Origin of the sequence: Enterobacter chuandaensis (assembly GCF_039718975.1) — a bacterium.
In the GTDB taxonomy this organism is placed as follows: Bacteria; Pseudomonadota; Gammaproteobacteria; order Enterobacterales; family Enterobacteriaceae; genus Enterobacter; species Enterobacter chuandaensis.
The window spans coordinates 573,111-591,044 of sequence record NZ_CP097173.1; the positions used below are offsets into that span (position 1 = coordinate 573,111).

Consider the following 17,934-nt stretch of genomic DNA (forward strand, 5'->3'; position numbering starts at 1 on the left):
GCGCTCAGCATAGCCTGCACTGAGCGCTGCTTGTTTAACTCACGCTGCAGACCCAGCTCAATCCCGCCTGCAAAAAAGCGGCGATAGCGATACTGCCCAGCGCCACCGGGATAAGAAGGGAGCGTTCAGGAGCATCTTCCTGTTTTTGAGGTTCTTCAGCACGCAGGGCGAACATCGCCTCTTCCCGGGTGCGCGCCGCCAGAAGCCGCTCGCGCACTCGATCTTCCGTCAATAAACTGGTCAGCGTCGTCAGGAGCTGCATATGCGTACTGCCTGCTTCCGCAGGCGGAATGGCGAGCAGGAAAACCATTCTCACCTCTTCATCACCGTCCAGCCCCGGCCAGCGTATTGGGTCGTCAAAGAGCGCCAGACAAAACGCCGCCTGCTGCACCGCCGCGGTTTTACCGTGCGGAACGGCGAGCGCTTCACCCAGCGCGGTAGGGCCTTCACTTTCGCGTTGTAAAACGCTCTGGATAAACGTTTCTTCATCGCTGATGATATTTTGCCCGGCGAGCGGTTCGGCGAGCCAGCGGATCAATGCTTCAGGCGTACGCTGTGGCGGATTGATAAACACCAGTTCGGGATGCGTCAATGCAAGCAAGTTCATATTAAGCCTCCATCAAAAAATCGCAGGTTGCGGAAGGGGCAATTGCCATTACCGGCTGCACAAGCTCTTCCAGATAGTTGATCTGACGGAGCGCTGTCAGACTTTCCGGGACGGGAACCGGCTGCGTCCCGGCGTTAAACACCCGGACGACGCTGCCATTCGACCGTTGCGCATGGGGCAAGGCAGAAAGGACCAGCGGCTCCGGCAGGGTCAATAATGAGAATTCAGCCGGAAGCTGACGCTCGGGCAGGCGCAACGCAAAGCGCTCTAGGCGGTGATCGAGCGTGTGCAACGATTGCCGTTGATAGGTGAAGGGCTGTCCGGCCGCATGATTTTCCAGCTGGCGAAGCGTGATATGGTCGGCGTTGTCGGCCAGCGCGACGGTGAATGAAAAGTGCAGCGGTTTCAGCAACTGGGCATCAGGAGTCTCAACTACCGTATTATTAATGCCCGACGCCCGGCCCGGTCGCCAGTCGAGATCGCTGCGTCCGAGCACGCCCGTCGATTTAAACATCGTCAGGGCAATAGCTGCCGGTTCGCTGCCGAGAATCTGAAATTCCTTCATGCCGCGGCTGGTCACAATCAGCGCTTTGCCCGATTCCGCGACAGCGATAATGCCTTCGGTGGTTTCGATATCCACGGGCATCTCGCGATAGCGCTCCTGCCAGTTTTCATCGGCACACCCCGTTTCACGCTGGATGATCGCGAAGGGCTGGGAGGCGATAGCGTGACGGGTGTGAACATCGCTGCCGATCAATACACGTAGCCGGTGATCGCAGTGGCTGTTTTCAAGCGTACTCTCGACATACAGGTTCGGATCGTCATGGCGTAATTCACACACCAGACGAAGAGATAGCGGCGTTCGGGTATCTTCCTGACGACCAGCGAGATCCTGCGGAAGCAGCATCGTGGCCTCAACGACCAGCTTTTCGACAAGCGGCGTTTTCAGGCAGTCGACGAGCGCGAAATGCGAACAGCGCGTCGGCGCGTCGTCCGCAAGCGGTGAGAAATCGTAGCTGTCGCCCGCGTCCGCGCAGTCTTCAAAGGTAAAGAAAGAGGGAATACGTCTGCCGCTGCGTTTGTCCTGCAGGGTAAGCGTTCCGGCGTCCAGCGACAGCCGATAATGCGCATTCTCTATCTCACCGCCCTTTATCGGTTCAGGCTGGCGGAACGGCGCAGGGTTATCTTCCACGTTAACGCTAAGATAGCCGACCGACGGCAGAACCGGGGTCTGCACCGCAACGTGCCAGCGGAAGTAAGGGGGAAGGGGCGTTTCGCACTCGCCTTCGGCGGTAAGGGAGATCGCTGTTCCGCCAGGCAACACGTCTCTTTTCAGGATGTCGAAGGGGATGGGCTGCCCCTGATACGTCAGCGCGATATTTTCAGCGCGGCTATAGAGAGTGGTTTTCACCACGCGCTGCGTAGGGGTGGCCAGCGGGTTGATAATCAGCAGGTCGCCTTCCCGAATGCAGGCGGCGGCCAGGGTTTTTACCACCAGATTCCACAGGCTGTGGCACAGCTGTTCGGTTTGCTCCAGCCGATGCAGTATGTCGCGGTTGGTGGCGTCACTGTTGCAGCCGCCGATGGAGTCGTGGGCATGGCTTCGCAACAGCTTTTTCCAGAGCGTATCGACCACTGAGAGGTTGACCGGGATCCCCTGATGGCGCGCCATGGCGATGGTCGGCTCAAGCTGCCGCAGGATGAACTGCTCAACCTCATCGTTTTTCTTTTTGATATCGTAGCGCACGGAGCCGATCGTTTTATGGATGCGGGTGTAGCGCGGCGATTTCAGCTCTCCTTCCCAGCGTTCAAACTGTTCATGCTGCGCGCGCAGAATCTCGACGTAGCGTTCCAGAGAGCTCATAACGTACTGGTCGTGGTCAGGGGACTGTGCGCTGGCAACCTCCAGGATTTTCGGCAGCGCCGGGTCGATGCTGACCTGATCGCCGCCGCAGGGCAGGAGCAGGTCATTGATTCCGGCCCGCGAGCGCAGGAGATTGACCATCGGGTAGATTTTACCCTGCAGATGGCAGGCCTCCGGACGCATGTTTTTCGCCGCGCCATAGCCGAGCGCCATCGCGCAGGCGATAACGGTCGCCCCTGACGGCGCGCGCCAGAGGAACTGGCTGCTTTTGGCGTGTCTGTCATGATCGATACCGCGCCAGAAGACGATGTTGTCGAGATTGCAGCCCTGCAAAATCGTGGGCATCTGCGCATTGTGGCCGAAGGTATCCGGAAGATACCCAACCTGCATGGCGTGCCCCAGCTTACGGGCGGCGAAGATGCCATACTTCAGGTTGCGGATGATGGATTCGCCATGCACGTTGTAGGTGTCCGTCTGGGTATACCACGGCCCCACGAAAATCCTTTTCTCTCTGACCAGCGTTTCCAGCCGGGCGCGATAATCGGGATTGATGGCGAGAAAGTCCTCCACCACCGCCATCTGCCCGTCAAGGTGATAGCAGCTGTAAGCCGGGTCCTGCTCCAGCGTGTCGATGACGTCCGCAACGTTATATGACGCCAGCACCATGCTGTCCTGGCGGGTGAAATACCACTCCTGATCCCAGTGCGTGTGGGCAATGACGTGGATCTGATTCATGACGCTCCCCTTATCTGGCGTTCTTTGGGCTGACGTAAAGCACGCCCAGGGCGCAAATCAGTGCGCCAATAAAGACGCTCGCCAGGTAGCCAGCCACGTTGGTTGCCAGCGGCCAGCCCCAGATCGCTGGCAGAGGCAGCGTCTGCTTCACGCCGAGTGCAATGGCGAGCAGCGCACCGGCGACGGCGCCGGTCATGAACACCGGGATCAGGCGTGGGTTTTTCAGGATGAACGGGATCGCACCTTCCGAGATGCCAATCACGCCCAGTAACAACGAGGTGCTACCGACGGTTTTCTCTTCCCGGCTGAAGACATCCGGTAGCCCAAAGCGGCCGTTGAGGAACGCTGCAAAGCCGACGCCAATGGAGGGGATCACGATGGAGAGTTCGCGGGCGGTTAAATCAAACGTCTCGCTCATGCCATTCAGGCCGAGCGCGACCGAGCCTGCCGCCTTGTTGACCGGGCCGCCCAGGTCAAACGCGGTCCCCGCGGCGATCATCGCGGAATAGAACCCGCGCCCGGTGTCACCTGCCGAGGTAAAAAAGACCACCATCAGCTGGTTAAGCGAGCCAAAAATGGGGTTAATCAGGTATTCCATGACCATCACCAGCGTAATGCCGGTGATCAGCGGGACGAGCAGCATGGTCTTAATGGTGGTGAGCTGCTGACGGACGTGAATCGAATCATTGAGCCAGCGCACCAGATAGCCCACAAAAAAGCCAATGCCAATGGCACCGAAAAAGCCGGATGGCATAAAGCCTTCGATATCAAAGAAGCGCTTGTAGACTTCATCGGACATGATGCCGCCGATAAGCCCGGGGATCAGCGCTGGCTTACCGGCAATGGAAAATGCCAGATACATGGCGAAGACCGGATACATGAACTTGATGGTCATAAAGCCCACTTTATCCAGCACGCTAAACGGCGAATGTTCGATGTTAATAAACTGGCCGGTAATTTTTGCCGTTGCCATCATCAGCCCGCCCATCACCACCACCGGCAGCATATAGCTGATGGCCGCCATGATATGACCAATAAAAATCTGGTAAGCCGAACGTGGGAGATCGTCTTCGTGGGCGACAGTGGTGACGTTTTTTTCCATGGACAGCGCCTGACGCAGATAGCGATCGGTATGCTTGATCAGCTCTTGCGTACGGGTCTGAAGGTGAGGAATGTTTTCAAAACGCTCTGCATCCTGAATGGGAACGTCGGTTGCCAGAATAATGGCCGTGGCGGAGGCGATATCCTGTTTAGTTAAGCGGTTTTTGACGCCGTCACTGCCCTGCGTTTCGACCTTTACTTCGATATTGTGCTCTTTAGCCCATGCAATAATTTTATTTGCCGCCATAAAGGTGTGGGCGATGCCTGTCGGGCAGGCCGTTACCGCGACAACTTTTTGTTTCGTCATTGTCATAATTCCCTGGATGTGAAAACAGGGGAAGTATAAAGAGAACCTAAAACAGTTTTTAATGTTTGCTAATACTAATTACGTATCGTGATACGCGTAAATGCAATGTGTGAAGCGCCTTCCAGAGACTATTTTTCTGTTGTGTTAATATCATTCCGGGATTAAACAGGGCGTAACAGATGAATTCATTCCAGGGAAGTGAACGTTTGATATTTGAATACATTCAGCATCACGCGTGTAATATTTCTAATATATCGGCAAAAGAGATTGCCCGTGATACCTTTACAACGACAACATCCGTTAATCGTGTGTGTAAAAAAATGGGCTATAAAAGCTATACCGAGCTTCGGTATCGTTTTTTGCGCGATCACTTTACACCTGCACCTGCCGCCCCCGACGCGGGGCCGCAGGCGGACGATATCGTGGCGGAATTCTCCAGGCTGCTCATCCATTCCAGCCATATCTACCTGTATGCACGGGGCGCCTCGCTCACCAGCCTCAACTACCTGTCGCGATTTTTATCACTGGCGAGCCTGCCGCATCTTATTTTGAATGACATGCACCAGCTGACACGGGTATCGAAGGGGACGCTGGTGCTGATCAGTAAATCCGGGGAGACCCAGTCGCTGGTTGAAATGGCGCGTAACGCGCTGCGCAAAGGCTTGAAGATTATTGCGATTACCCGCCAGGGCTCGACACTGGCGTCGATCTCAACGCTATGTTGGCCGTTAACGATCGACATTAATGCGGTTTCGCTGTATCAGCGGGAAGGTCAGCTTGAACTGTTAAGCGCCGTGGACCGTATCGGCTGCAGGCTGCTGCAGCACGATACGGTGTAGTCTGGCCGTCAGAGCTGCTTCACTATCCCCAGGCGTACGGCATAATCATTTTCATGGTTGCCGTCATCGTTGATATAGGTTTTATCCAGCGATACCAGCTCGACATAAGGCGTCCAGCCATCGTCGAGCTTGTAGTTGAACGCGACGGTATGTTCCCAGTAGGTATCATCCCCGGTTCCCTGATCGACATTATCCTGCCAGCGGAAGCGCGGGTTGTAGGACATACCGAATTTGCCAATGTTATACGCGAACCAAATGTCGAACTGGTGTGACTGACGGCGGGTGTAGCCGCTGCCGTCGAGTTCTTTGTCGCTGTGCGCATCATTGACGGTGTTATAACGATAGCGGGCGGAGAGGTTCAGACCGTTATCAAACGCTTTCCAGCCCTGAATGAAGGGGCGGTAATGGGTATTGCTGGTGGTGAAAACCGTCACCATGCCAGGCGCAACGGCGAAGCCATTGCCCAGATCGAAGCGCCAGCGCGTTTCGATCTCCTGCGCCGCTTCCGTTAACCCCTTTTCGTCTGGATTATATCGGTCAGTATCACCAAAAAAGGTGTCGTTGTGGTTTTGTGCGGCTTCAACGGAGAAGTAAAAACCGTTATCTGCCTGATGCATGACCTTAATACGAGAATCATTTACGTCTGAGCGCGTATTATGACCAAAGCGAAGATCGACGGACGTATTTCCGCACCATCCCTGTGTGCTCAATAATAATGCGCTAATACATGTTGCTTTAATAATTGTCTTTTTCATAATATCCTGCCGAGGTTATTTAATTGGCAGGCTATTTTTATTTTGGGTGCGGCATATTGTAAAAGTTATCGTCGTACATTTAGCGTATCGCTAAACATAAAAAAAGGAGATACAGCATGCTGTATCTCCTGACGTTTATTCCTGCAGCCACCAGATGGCTTCAAATGGGCGCAAGAGCAGCGTATCTGGGCGGGGCGGAACGTCCTCATAGTTGCTGAGTGCAACCCGCCATGTTCCCTGTACCGGGTCCGGCTGCCACTGCTGGCGCTCGCGGCTCAGGTTCGCCACGACTATCAGCGTCTGCCCCTGCCACTGGCGGCGATAGCACCACAGGGAAGGATGTTCCGGCAGGAGATCCTCATAATCCCCCCATGTCAGCACCGGCAGGGTTTTACGCAGGCTTATCAGCGACTGGTAGGTGTAGAACACCGAATCCGGGTCGTCCAGCGCCGCGCGGGCGTTCACGGTTTCGTAGTTGTCACAGACGCCAATCCACGGCTCGCCCTCGGTAAAGCCCGCATTGTGTGAGGCGTCCCACTGCATTGGGGTTCGCCCGTTATCGCGGGATTTACTTGCCAGAATCTCTAGCAATTCCTCCGGTTCGCGGCCGCTGGCGCGCAGTTCCGCGAACATATTCAGGCTTTCCACGTCGCGATAATCGGTGATGCGGCTGAAGTGCGGGTTGGTCATCCCCAGCTCTTCACCCTGATAAATATACGGCGTGCCCTGCATGCCGTGCAGGACCATGCCGAGCATCTTCGCCGCCGCCACGCGGTGTTCCCCTTCGTCGCCAAAGCGCGACACGATGCGCGGCTGGTCGTGGTTACACCAGAACAGCGCGTTCCAGGCTTTGTTGTGCATCCCCTGCTGCCAGTGGCGGAAAAGGGTTTTCAGCGCCACGAAGTCCGGCTTCGCCTTCGTCCATTTTTCACCGCCGGGGTAGTCCACCTTGAGATGGTGGAAGTTAAAGGTCATCGACAGTTCTCGCCCGTCGAGCGACGCGTACTGCTGGCAGTTCTCCAGCGAGGTCGAGGACATCTCTCCCACCGTCATCAGGTTGCGTGGGGTAAAGACGTCGCGGCTCATCTCCTGGAGATATTCGTGGATGCGCGGCCCGTCAGTGTAGAAGCGGCGACCGTCGCCAAGGGTGTCGTCCGGGAAGTCCTGATCTTTTGAAATCAGGTTGATCACGTCCAGACGCAAGCCGTCCACGCCGCGATCGGCCCAGAACTCGCACACCTTTTTCAGCTCGGCGCGCACCGCCGGGTTTTCCCAGTTGAGATCCGCCTGCTCCGGCGCAAACAGGTGCAGGTAATACTGCTCGCTCTCGGCGTGCCAGCGCCAGGCGTTGCCGCCAAACTTGGAGCGCCAGTTGTTAGGAAGCTGCTCCGGCGTGCCGTCGCGCCAGATGTAGAACTGGCGGTACGGGCTCGCTTTGTTCAGCGACTCGCGGAACCAGGCGTGCTGCGTGGAGGTGTGGTTAAACACCATATCGAGAACGATGCGAATGCCGCGTTCGTGCGCTTCGGTAACCAGTTCGTCGAAATCATCCAGCGTGCCGTAGGCTGGATCGATGGCGGTGTAATTCGCCACGTCGTAGCCGTTATCCACCTGCGGGGAGATATAAAACGGCGTCAGCCAGATGGCGTCAATGCCGAGGGTTTTCAGATAGTCCAGCCGCTGGGTTACGCCGCGCAGATTGCCCGTGCCGCTGCCGGTGGTGTCCTGAAAACTCTTTGGGTAAATCTGGTAGATGACGCCGTTCTGCCACCAGTGAGGAAGGGTATTCATAGTGCGTTCCTGCAAATGCGAAGGGGCGCAACTGCGCCCCGAAAGATGAAGTTAAACAATCTGCAGCGTACCCTGACGGAACTTACGCTGGTAAACCACGGTGGTGAGCGCCATGGGGACGATAATCGCCACCGCCATCGCCAGGGCAAACACCTGCCAGAAAGCGGGCTGGATGGAGAGGATGCCCGGCAGGCCGCCTACGCCAATACCGTTCGCCATCACGCCGTTCAGGCCGCACAGCAGGCCCGCCAGGCCAGAGCCGATCATCGCGCAGAGCATCGGGAAGCGGTATTTCAGGTTGATACCGTACATCGCCGGTTCGGTCACGCCGAGGTAGGCGGAGATAGCCGCCGGAACGGAGATCTCCCGCTCGTTGTGCTTACGGCTGACGATAATGATGCCGGTCACCGCAGAGGCCTGCGCAATGTTAGAGAGGGCGATAATCGGCCAGACAGGCGTACCGCCGAGGCTTTGAATCATCTGCATGTCGATCGCCAGCGTGGTCTGGTGCACGCCGGTGATCACCAGCGGGGCATAGAGGAAGCCAAACAGCGCGGCACCAATCGGGGCGAAGCTGCCGGTCATCAGGTGACGCACCGCGAAGGCCACGCCGTCGCCAATCATGCGGCCAAACGGACCGATAAAAGCGTGCGCCAGGAAGACGGCCAGGATCAGTGAGCAGACCGGCACCACCACCAGATAGAGGTAATCCGGCACGATGCGCTTCAGGCGCGTTTCAATAAAGCCTAGCGCCAGACCGGCCAGCAGGGCCGGGATGACCTGCGCCTGATAGCCCACTTTGGTGATGGTAAACAGGCCGAAGTTCCACACTTCCGGCACCTGCTGACCAAGTAAGTAAGCGTTCATTAACTGCGGAGAGACCAGCGTGACGCCCAGTACAATACCGAGAATCGGCGTACCGCCCATCTTGCGCACCGCGGACCAGCAAATCCCCACCGGCAGATAGAAGAAGATTGCTTCGCCAATCAGCCACAGGAAGTCATAGATGCTTTGCAGCGCCGGGTACATCTGCGCCAGCGTTTTGCCGTCGCTCATCGGCACATCGCCGATGACGTTACGGAAGCCTAAAATCAAGCCTCCGCTGATCAGCGCCGGCAGCAGCGGGAAGAAGATCTCCGCGAAGTGGGAGATCAGCTGCTCGTGCCACTTCATATTCTGGCGCGCGGCCTTCTTCGCCTGCTCTTTATCGGCAGAGGAGTGCCCGGTAGTCGCCAGCAGAGCCTGATAGTAATCGCCCACTTCGGTACCAATCACAACCTGGAACTGTCCGGCGTTGGTGAAGCAGCCTTTCACCATCGAAAGCTCTTCAATCGCCTTCGGGTTGGCTTTGGCCGGATCGTTCAGCACGAAGCGCAGGCGTGTAATGCAATGGCTGACGGTGGCGATGTTTTCGCGACCGCCGACCAGGACGATCAGCCGATCGATATCTGCTTGTTTGACTTTACTCATCATGAAACCTCATGACCGATGTTGAAGGGGGTAATGACCTGAGCGCAAGCCTACTCCTTCAGCGTGACGGCGAAAATGGGAACGTTCCCGAAATCGGGCGAAGATCACAATAAACAATTCAGGAGGGTTATGAGAGACGGGCAGGAATCACGATCTGGCGCGGTTCGATCCGCCCGTTGATCTGCTCAATCAGCTGCAGGGATGCCGGGAAGAGATATGAAAATTTACCAGGATTTTATATGAGCCAACTACTTAATGTTTTTAGAGATTCCGGGTCATTATCTTAAAAAGAAAGTATCAGGTCCTAAATGTGATCAGGTTGGAATATCAATACTGTGTTCAGGCATAGGCTTGCTTCAATTTGCTGAAACACGTATGGAGCGCTTATGTACGGAAACAATGAAATCATCCGTTATTTACAGGCCAATAAAATTCTTGCGCTTAAACTCGACCATGCCGTCACGGCTGTTGGCCAGCAGGTCAAAAAACAGGTGGATACCATAGGGAATGGCGCGACACGTCTTTTGTATTACACCTCATGCTTCACCGATGAATATTATGACGTCTGCCAGCGACAACAGATTGAAGATATACGTTTCAGGGATGCTGTTTATCAGGTAGTGAACGGTATTGATGTAGTCTATAACATGCTTCGAATCTACTTTGAGGAAATTTTCCGGTATAAAACATCAGACCAATTAGAGTATATCAAGCAGCACCTGATGGCGGTAAATGTCCATGTCGCATCGGTCACCCTCACTGGAGCAGGATTTACGTTTGCTGTCGCCACCTGTGTTCGCCTTGGATTAAACATCAGCCTTGAATTAAGCGCCCTTGCGGGTACCTGGGCTTCCCGTGGTATTGCCCTTATTGGTGTCTATGGGGTAGTGCAAAAAGCCGCTGACAGTGCTCATCGCCTGCATGTCGAATTTCCCGCCTTGTACGCTGCTTTTTATGCACAAGGACTTGAAATGCTCTACTTCATTATTGAGCCAGTGTTTAAAAGGTCGCACGCAGTGGATGCGCAATGGGCATCAGATAGTGACATTGCGGACATCATCAGCAGGATGATCTTATAGCCATGTTGAACTACATCAAACGTTTTTTACGCTGGCAGGGGCGAGTCTTTTTTTCAATCTATGGCCCAACGGCGTTAACAATTCTATTTGCCCTGATTCAGGCGCATTTTTCCCCGGGAAGCCCAGTCTGGCCTATTGGTGTTTTCTTTGTTGTCGTAATGATTATTTTTGGTCGTTATGTGAAATGGTAAATGCTGAGCTTCCTAATATTGATACCCACCAATAAGGATATGACATGTCTACTCCTGCACATTTATGGCTTGAAGATGAGAACGGCTCGCCGGTAATTGGTAGCTGTATAATGCCACTTCGGCTGGGTTCTATTGAGTTAAAATCATTTTCCCACGGGGTAACCATTCCTGTTGATCCAAGCTGGGGAAAACTCACCGGAACGCGTGTTCATCGCCCTATCACCATAGTTAAAGAATTTGATCAGACTACCCCACTTCTGTACCGCGCGGTGTGCGAAGGGCGAACCATGAAGAAAGCGACAATTAAAATGTACCGTCTTCTGGAGGCAGGAATCGAGTCCGAGTATTTCAATATCATTTTGGAAAACGTTAAGTTCACCACGGTCGCGCCATACCTTTCTCCTGGCGGCATGAGTAGTACCCACCTTGAAACGCTTGAATTGCGTTATGAGGCGATCACATGGAAGCACATGGAAGGCAATATTATCTACCGTGATTCATGGAACGATCTCTGCTGCAGATGATAACTAACGAGCTAAGAGAGACGGGCAGGAATCACGATCTGGCGCGGTTCGATCCGCCCGTTGATCTGCTCGATCAGCTGCGCAGCGGCCTGTCTGCCGGACTCGGCGTAGCCCGGGTCAACGGTGAGGATCTCCGGGTGCAGGAACTTCATCAGCGGCGTGCTGCCGACGCTTGCCACCTGCAGGTTATCAATGCGCTGCTCCTGCAGAAATTTACTGGCACCCAGCGCCAGGGTATCCGTGGCGCACACCAGCGCGGTGGTCTGCGGCGTCAGGACGCTGGCGACCTGCTCGTAGCCCTGCTTCATGCCGAGCCCCGGCAGGGAGGCCACGGCGGAAAGGTTGTGGTTTTTGCAAAAGGTCAGGTAGGCCTCATGGCGACGCTTGCCGGTAGTGACGTCCGCGTGCGGCACGCCCAGATAGCTGATGTGGCGGTGGCCGTCTTCGTACAGACGCTGCATCAGGGTGATAATCGCCCCTTCGTCGTCATAACAGACGGAGGCAAACCCGCTGGCATCGCGCGCCAGCAGCACCAGAGACGGCTGCCAGGGTTTCAGCATCTCCTCATTAATACCGGTAAAACCAAACAGCACCACGCCGTCAATGTTGCGCCGCTGGAGCATGCCGAGATGTTCTTCCACCAGCTGTGGCGAGAACTGACTCTCCATCATGATCGGGTCATAGCCCTGCTCGTAGAAGGCGGGCAGCATGGTCTGCACGGCGAGGTTTTCTGACAGGGAATCCAGACGCGAAACAATAATGGCGACCACCTTGTCACTCTGCCCGCGCATGGCGCGTGCGGAGCGGGAAGGGGAAAAACCGTGCTGATTCATAACCGCCTCAACGCGTTCGCGGGTGCGTTCGCTGACACCACTTTCGTTGTTCAGCACGCGCGACACGGTGGATTTCCCCACGCCGCTTAAACGCGCGATGTCTTTAATCGTAAGGCGGTTCTGCATGCTGTTTTCCCTGTAACAACGACAAAATGGTCAATTGAGCCTAATGCTATAGCGCGATTTCGCTATGGGCAAAGTCTGGTTTACGTACTGTTTATTTGCAGGCGCGTATAATACCGCCCGAATCGTCACAAAGGGTACGCTTAAATCCTTATACTGCGCGGCGACACCCTGTTTTTTTACTTACCGGAGGCTTTATGGATCCCGATCCCACACCTCTCCTGAACGGGAGACCACGTTCTTTCCGGTAAGCCAGCTTTTGCTGTCTCACCGGTATGTGAGGCAGCAACGTCCTAAACGTTCCTGCTTGAAAAATTAAGTGCCTGACAGGTACGGCTTTGCCACGCCTGAAGGGAATGCTGCGTCCGCCCTGCGGATGCGGAGGAATGTCTATGTTTAAAAATATCACCCGGCAGCTGCAGGCGCTGCTGAGTCGCCACCTGCCACACCGTCTTGTTCAGCGTGACCCGCTGCCCAATGCCAAAAACATGGCGGGGGCGGCGATCCCCGCGTCCCTGACCGAACGCTGCCTGAACGTGGCGGCGATGGATGAAAACGAAGTCTGGCGCGCCTTTGGCGGTCACCCGGAAGGGCTGAACGCGTCTGAAGTGGAAAAAATCCGCGCCGTGCACGGCGATAACCAGATCCCGGCGCAGAAGCCCTCTCCGTGGTGGGTGCACCTGTGGCTCTGCTACCGCAACCCGTTCAACCTGCTGCTGACCGTGCTCGGCATCATCTCCTACGCGACGGAAGATCTGTTCGCCGCGGGCGTGATTGCCCTGATGGTGGGCATCTCCACGCTGCTGAACTTCATTCAGGAGGCCCGCTCCACCAAAGCGGCGGACGCCCTGAAGGCAATGGTCAGCAACACCGCGACCGTCTCGCGCGTGATTAACGATCTCGGCGAAAACGCCTGGGTGGAGCTGCCTATCGACCAGCTGGTGCCGGGCGATCTGGTGAAGCTGGCGGCGGGAGACATGATCCCGGCGGATTTACGCATCATCCAGGCGCGGGATCTGTTCGTGGCGCAGGCCTCTCTGACCGGGGAATCCCTGCCCGTTGAAAAGGTGGCGCGCAGCCGCGACCCGCAGCAGATGAACCCGCTCGAGTGCGATACCCTGTGCTTTATGGGCACCACGGTGGTCAGCGGTACGGCGCAGGCGATTGTCACCGCCACCGGGGGCAACACCTGGTTTGGACAGCTTGCCGGGCGCGTCAGCGAGCAGGAGAGCGAGCCGAACGCCTTCCAGAAAGGGATTGGCCGCGTCAGCATGCTGCTGATCCGCTTTATGATGGTGATGACGCCGATCGTGCTACTGATCAACGGCTACACCAAGGGCGACTGGTGGGAGGCGGCGCTGTTTGCGCTCTCCGTCGCTGTCGGCCTGACGCCGGAAATGCTGCCGATGATTGTCACCTCCACGCTGGCGCGCGGGGCGGTAAAACTGTCGAAGCAAAAGGTGATTGTTAAACACCTCGACGCCATTCAGAACTTTGGCGCGATGGACATTCTCTGCACCGATAAAACCGGCACACTGACCCAGGACAAAATCGTGCTGGAGAACCACACCGACATCGCCGGTAAAACCAGCGAGCGCGTGCTGCACAGCGCGTGGCTGAACAGCCACTACCAGACCGGACTGAAAAACCTGCTCGATGTGGCGGTGCTGGAAGGCGTGGACGAGGAGTCTGCTCGCACTCTCTCCGGCCGCTGGCAGAAGGTGGACGAAATCCCGTTCGACTTTGAGCGCCGCCGTATGTCGGTGGTGGTGAGCGAGCAGCAGGACGTGCATCAGCTGATCTGCAAAGGCGCGCTGCAGGAGATCCTGAACGTCTCCACGCAGGTGCGGCATAACGGCGAGATCGTCCCACTGGACGAGACCATGCTGCGCCGCATCAAGCGCGTGACCGACAACCTGAACCGTCAGGGGCTGCGCGTGGTGGCGGTAGCCAGCAAGTTCCTGCCCGCGCGCGAGGGGGACTATCAGCGTATCGACGAATCCGATTTGATCCTCGAGGGTTACATCGCATTCCTCGATCCGCCGAAAGAGACCACCGCGCCGGCTTTAAAAGCGCTCAAGGCGAGCGGCATCACCGTCAAAATCCTGACCGGCGACAGCGAGCTGGTGGCGGCTAAAGTGTGTCACGAAGTGGGGCTGGACGCGGGCGACGTGGTGGTGGGGAGCGACATTGAGCACCTCACCGACGACGAACTGGCGCAGCTTGCCCAGCGCACGACGCTGTTTGCCCGCCTGACGCCGATGCACAAAGAGCGCATCGTTACCCTGCTGCGTCGTGAAGGGCACGTGGTCGGCTTTATGGGCGACGGCATCAACGACGCGCCCGCGCTGCGTGCGGCGGACATTGGTATCTCCGTGGACGGCGCGGTGGATATTGCCCGCGAGGCGGCGGATATCATCCTGCTGGAAAAGAGCCTGATGGTGCTGGAGGAGGGCGTCATCGAAGGGCGTCGCACCTTCGCCAACATGCTGAAGTACATCAAAATGACCGCCAGCTCCAACTTCGGTAACGTCTTCAGCGTGCTGGTGGCCAGCGCCTTCCTGCCGTTCCTGCCGATGCTGCCGCTGCATCTGCTGATCCAGAACCTGATGTACGACGTGTCTCAGGTGGCGATTCCGTTTGATAACGTGGACGACGAGCAGATCCAGAAGCCGCAGCGCTGGAACCCCGCCGATCTGGGTCGCTTCATGCTGTTCTTTGGGCCGATCAGCTCCATCTTCGACATTCTGACCTTCTGCCTGATGTGGTTTGTGTTCCACGCTAACACTCCGGAGCATCAGACGCTGTTCCAGTCCGGTTGGTTCGTGGTAGGGCTGCTGTCGCAGACGCTGATTGTGCATATGATCCGCACCCGCCGCATTCCGTTCATCCAGAGCCGCGCCGCCTGGCCGCTGATTGTAATGACGGGCATTGTGATGGCGCTGGGCATCGCGCTGCCGTTCTCGCCGCTGGCAGGCTACCTGCAGCTTCAGGCGCTGCCGCTGAGCTACTTCCCGTGGCTGGTGGCGATCCTCGCGGGCTACATGGTGCTGACGCAGATGGTGAAAGGCATTTATGCGCGTCGGTATGGGTGGCAGTAAGTTATGTTTGCCGGGTGGCGGCTTCGCCTTACCCGGCCTACTCACGAAACGTAGGCCCGGTAAGCGCAGCGCCACCGGGCAATAGCTTTCCTCCCAAATTCAACAACCTGTGATCTCCGTCGGCGCATTCGCTTGACGACAATTTGAGCGCATGTTAACAGAATGTTTTGCCTTTATTTGGCCCGTCAGATAAGGAACATTCATGTTACGGTACAGTCTCTTAACCGCCGGGCTGATGCTCGGCGCCTCTGCCTTTGCCGCCCCGGCAGGCGATCTCCCCTTAATGCCCTGGCCCGCGAAGGTTGAACGCCCGACAACCCAGGGCGCGCTGGTGCTTAACGATAAAATTTCCATCAGCGTCAGCGGGGACGATCTCGGTGACGCCGTCAACCGCCTGCGCCAGCGCATTGCCCTGCAAACCGGCTGGACGCTCCAGCCGCAGGCCGAACAAACGGATAAACCGACCATCCGCATCGCCATCGCTAAAAGGGTGAAGCCGCAGCCGCTGCCGGACAGCGATGAAAGCTACAAGCTCACGGTGGATGCCAACGGCGTAAACATCTCCGCCAACACCCGCTTTGGCGCGCTGCGCGGCATGGAAACGCTGCTCCAGCTGATGCAGAACGGCGCGGAAAACACCTCGCTGCCGTGGGTCACCATTGAAGATTCGCCGCGCTTCCCGTGGCGCGGGCTGCTGCTCGACTCGGCGCGCCACTTTATCCCGCTGCCGGATATCAAGCGCCAGATCGACGGCATGGCCGCGGCGAAGCTCAACGTCCTGCACTGGCATCTGACCGACGATCAGGGCTGGCGCTTCAGCTCGAAGCGCTACCCTAAGCTGACGCAGCTCGCCAGCGATGGGCTGTTCTACACCCCGGAACAGATGCGCGAGGTGGTGCGATACGCCACCGGACGCGGCATCCGCGTGGTGCCTGAAATTGACATGCCGGGCCACGCCTCGGCGATTGCCGTGGCCTACCCGGAGCTGATGAGCGCGCCGGGGCCGTACGGCATGGAGCGCCACTGGGGCGTGCTGAAGCCGGTGCTGGATCCGACAAAAGAGGCAACCTACGCCTTTGCCGACGCGATGGTGAGCGAACTGGCGGCGATCTTCCCGGATCCGTATCTGCACATCGGCGGCGATGAGGTGGACGACAGCCAGTGGAAAGCGAACCCGGCGATCCAGAATTTCATGCGCGACAACAGGCTGGCGGACAGCCACGCGCTGCAGGCGTATTTCAACCGCAAGCTGGAGACGATCCTTGAGAAGCACCACCGGCAGATGGTCGGCTGGGACGAGATCTACCATCCCGACCTGCCGAAAAGCATTCTGATCCAGTCCTGGCAGGGGCAGGACGCGCTGGGGCAGGTGGCGCAGAACGGCTACAAAGGCATTCTCTCTACTGGTTTCTACCTCGACCAGCCGCAATCCACCGCCTATCACTACCGCAACGAAATCGTCCCGCAGGGCTTAAACGGTGTGGATGTGATCGCGGATACCGACAGCGCCCAGAGCTGGGCCTTCTCCATGCCGCGACTGAAGGGCAAGCCGGTAGAGGGGAGCTTTACGCTGGTAAAAGGGGATGCCGGCTGGCGCGGATTTATTGATTTTGCCGGGAAATCCCGCCGCGCGGTGGATAACATTCAGTGGCGCGACGACAACCAGGTTACCTTTACCGTCGACACCTGGATGGGCGAAACGCGCCCGGTGGTCAATGTTGATAACGACAAACTCACCGGCTATTTCCTGGTGGGGAATGCGCGTTACCCGATTAGCGGCACGCGTCTGGACGAGGTGCCGAAAGGCATTGCGCCGGTGGTGCCGGACGTGGTGAATCAGGCCAACCTGCTCGGCGGCGAAGCCGCGCTGTGGGCGGAGAACGTGGTTGCGCCGGTGCTGGATATCCGCCTGTGGCCGCGCGCCTTTGCGGTGTCGGAGCGGCTGTGGTCCGCGCAGGACGTTAATGACGTCGACAACATGTATACTCGCCTGCAGGCGATGGACAGCTGGTCGACGGTGTCCGTCGGGCTGCAGCAGCATACCCAGCAGCAGGTGCAGTTCACGCGCCTTGCTAACAATGCGGACACCCTGCCGCTGCAAATCCTCGCGCAGGCGCTTGAACCGGCCCAGTATTACACCCGTCAGCACCTGAAGTTCCAGGCCGGAAACTATCATCAGTTTGAGCCGCTTAACAGACTTGCAGATGCGCTTAACGCTGAAAGCGCCACCGTGCGCCAGATGCACAAGTGGGCGGACCGCCTGGTGAGCGACGCGGAAGACACGGAAAGCGCCGACGCGCTGCGCCACGTCTTCAACCGCTGGCAGAGCAACACCAGCGACGCGCTGGCGCTAAGCGAAAACAGCTATCAGCTGAAAGCGATCAAGCCGGTGATTCAGGAAATCGATAAGCTTTCGTCGATTGGCCTGCGGCTCACCGACCTGGTGGCGCGTCAGGGCACGCTGGACGATAAAGAGATCGCGTCGATTCAGAGCGAGCTGGATAACGCGGCGAAGGTTCAGGACGAGGTGGTGATTGCGGCGGTATATCCGCTGGAGACGCTGCTGCGCGCGACGCGGAATCAGTAACAAAAGCGCCCGGTGGCGCTACGCTTA

At 57.2% G+C, this 17,934-nt stretch carries 13 protein-coding genes; 6 read left to right on the forward strand and 7 right to left on the reverse strand.

Annotated features, from left to right (window positions below; genetic code table 11):
• Positions 1-34 precede the first annotated feature (34 nt).
• The 3 genes from MX657_RS02845 to MX657_RS02855 are packed head-to-tail and all read right to left on the reverse strand — an operon-like array spanning position 35 to position 4,614.
• Complete coding sequence (locus MX657_RS02845) at positions 35-607, reverse strand: fructose PTS transporter subunit IIA (RefSeq protein ID WP_346807227.1); 573 nt, start codon at positions 605-607, stop codon at positions 35-37.
• Position 608: 1 nt separating this feature from the next.
• On the reverse strand, positions 609-3,206 hold the full coding sequence (locus tag MX657_RS02850) for a glycoside hydrolase family 38 C-terminal domain-containing protein (RefSeq protein ID WP_346807228.1): 2,598 nt from the start codon (positions 3,204-3,206) through the stop codon (positions 609-611).
• Positions 3,207-3,216: 10 nt separating this feature from the next.
• A complete protein-coding gene (locus MX657_RS02855) occupies positions 3,217-4,614 on the reverse strand; it encodes a PTS fructose transporter subunit IIC (protein WP_346807229.1) in 1,398 nt (465 codons plus the stop codon).
• A gap of 179 nt (positions 4,615-4,793) precedes the next feature.
• On the opposite strand from MX657_RS02855, the gene MX657_RS02860 reads away from it, so the two are divergent.
• On the forward strand, positions 4,794-5,453 hold the full coding sequence (locus tag MX657_RS02860) for a MurR/RpiR family transcriptional regulator (protein WP_265195171.1): 660 nt from the start codon (positions 4,794-4,796) through the stop codon (positions 5,451-5,453).
• An 8-nt stretch (positions 5,454-5,461) separates the two neighbouring features.
• Here the strand turns inward: MX657_RS02860 and MX657_RS02865 are convergent, their stop codons facing one another.
• From MX657_RS02865 to treB, 3 genes are all read right to left on the reverse strand, one after another.
• Positions 5,462-6,208, reverse strand: a complete 747-nt coding sequence (locus tag MX657_RS02865) for an oligogalacturonate-specific porin KdgM family protein (protein ID WP_080328850.1) — start codon at positions 6,206-6,208, stop codon at positions 5,462-5,464.
• Between the two features lie 135 nt (positions 6,209-6,343).
• A complete protein-coding gene (treC, locus tag MX657_RS02870; protein WP_346807231.1) occupies positions 6,344-7,999 on the reverse strand; it encodes an alpha,alpha-phosphotrehalase in 1,656 nt (551 codons plus the stop codon).
• Between the two features lie 51 nt (positions 8,000-8,050).
• Positions 8,051-9,469 (reverse strand): PTS trehalose transporter subunit IIBC, encoded by a 1,419-nt coding sequence (treB, locus tag MX657_RS02875; protein ID WP_346808524.1) that lies wholly within the window; start codon positions 9,467-9,469, stop codon positions 8,051-8,053.
• 386 nt (positions 9,470-9,855) lie between these two features.
• On the opposite strand from treB, the gene MX657_RS02880 reads away from it, so the two are divergent.
• Genes MX657_RS02880 through MX657_RS02890 form a run of 3 tightly spaced genes read left to right on the forward strand, consistent with a single transcriptional unit; the run spans position 9,856 to position 11,263 of the window.
• A complete protein-coding gene (locus MX657_RS02880) occupies positions 9,856-10,548 on the forward strand; it encodes a hypothetical protein (RefSeq protein WP_333017173.1) in 693 nt (230 codons plus the stop codon).
• A 2-nt stretch (positions 10,549-10,550) separates the two neighbouring features.
• Positions 10,551-10,739 (forward strand): hypothetical protein, encoded by a 189-nt coding sequence (locus MX657_RS02885; RefSeq protein ID WP_119917040.1) that lies wholly within the window; start codon positions 10,551-10,553, stop codon positions 10,737-10,739.
• 44 nt (positions 10,740-10,783) lie between these two features.
• The gene (locus tag MX657_RS02890) at positions 10,784-11,263 is read left to right on the forward strand and encodes an Hcp family type VI secretion system effector (RefSeq protein ID WP_119917041.1); all 480 of its coding nucleotides are present in this window, start codon (positions 10,784-10,786) and stop codon (positions 11,261-11,263) included.
• Positions 11,264-11,274: 11 nt separating this feature from the next.
• Here MX657_RS02890 and treR read toward each other — a convergent pair whose 3' ends face one another.
• Positions 11,275-12,222: a trehalose operon repressor TreR gene (treR, locus tag MX657_RS02895; RefSeq protein WP_119917042.1), complete on the reverse strand. Its 948-nt coding sequence runs from the start codon at positions 12,220-12,222 to the stop codon at positions 11,275-11,277.
• 389 nt (positions 12,223-12,611) lie between these two features.
• Here treR and mgtA point away from each other — a divergent pair, with 389 nt between their 5' ends.
• Positions 12,612-15,320: a magnesium-translocating P-type ATPase gene (gene mgtA, locus MX657_RS02900; protein WP_346807234.1), complete on the forward strand. Its 2,709-nt coding sequence runs from the start codon at positions 12,612-12,614 to the stop codon at positions 15,318-15,320.
• Positions 15,321-15,522: 202 nt separating this feature from the next.
• Positions 15,523-17,907, forward strand: coding sequence for a beta-N-acetylhexosaminidase (locus MX657_RS02905; protein WP_346807235.1), 2,385 nt, complete (start codon positions 15,523-15,525; stop codon positions 17,905-17,907).
• Positions 17,908-17,934: the final 27 nt, after the last annotated feature.